The organism is Mesobacillus zeae (genome assembly GCF_003570705.1).
GTDB classification, from domain to species: domain Bacteria; phylum Bacillota; class Bacilli; order Bacillales; family Cytobacillaceae; genus Mesobacillus_C; species Mesobacillus_C zeae.
The window spans coordinates 1-1159 of record NZ_QWVT01000075.1 but is presented as its reverse complement, the minus strand read 5'-3'; the positions used below and the strand labels follow the sequence as shown (position 1 = coordinate 1159).

The window sequence follows — 1159 nt, the reverse complement described above, 5'->3', positions numbered from 1 at the left end:
TTTATATGGTCTTATGATAACGGTAGTCGGGGTAGAACGTCGCACCCGTGGGACTCGATCCCGTTAGTTAAACTGTTCGCCCCCTACTTGTATGAACATGTTTCAGGCTGGTTGGGACATTGATCCCGTTTAACAAGCGAACCTATGACATTACAAGCAGCTCTAGGGGTTACCGACTAATTTATTTTCAAGGAGGAGGTTCAATTATGAATCCAGTCGTTGGTCTGGATGTATCAAAAGGAGAAAGTCAGGTTCAAGCATTTCTGGAAAAGGGAAAGCCTTACCGTAAGAGCTTTAGTATTGAGCATACTATTGATGGATTGGGAAAACTAGTAGAGTTCCTTCAAGAAGTTGAAAGGCAAGCTCATGGCCACCCACCTTCGGTGGTTTTAGAATCAACTGGTCACTACCATACACCCGTCATTCAGTTTTTAGAGGAAAAAAAATATGTATATATTGTCGTTAATCCTCTTATTTCACACAGAGCGAAAAGCTCTAGTTTACGAAAGGTCAAAACGGATGCGGTTGATGCTTATCATTTGTGCGAGCTGTATTATAAAGAAGACTTGGAGCCCTATAAAAAGCGCGGAATACAACTCTTGAACCTTCGTAATCTTACCAGACAACAGGAGACGATTGCGGAAATATCTGCGAATATTAAGCTACAACTTCACTCTTTATTGGATCAGGTGTTTCCTGAATACAGAGGAGTATTTGGAAGTTTATATTCTAAGGTATCGTTATTAACTCTCAGGTCTTTTCCTACGTCAGAGGCAGTATTAAATGTCGATGAATCAGTTTTAGTAGAAAAGATTGCGTCGTTATGTAAAAGTCGTTCAGAGAAGTGGGCCAAAGAAAAAGCGCAGAAACTGAGAGAGGCAGCTCTACGTAATCCGTTTCAACGAAACTTATATGAAAGTCATATCTTCAATTTGGAGATATTAACGAACATCGTTCTTCAATATCAAGAGCATCTATCAAAGATCTCAACAGAAATAGATGTCCTCGCTAAAGAAATTGAAGAATATCAGATTATCCAGTCTATTCCCGGTATAGGAGAAAAAATCGCCGCCACGATTATTTCTGAAGTCGGTGAAATAGATCGGTTTAATCATCCAAAAAAGCTCGTTGCATTCGCTGGTGTTGATCCAAGTGTCTA

The 1159-nt window shown here is 39.9% G+C and carries 1 protein-coding gene; it reads left to right on the top strand.

The window, feature by feature from the left end; all coding sequences use genetic code 11:
* Positions 1-206: 206 nt before the first annotated feature.
* Positions 207-1159: IS110 family RNA-guided transposase (locus D1970_RS21975; RefSeq protein ID WP_119114962.1), on the top strand; the 953-nt coding region annotated here is incomplete at its 3' end.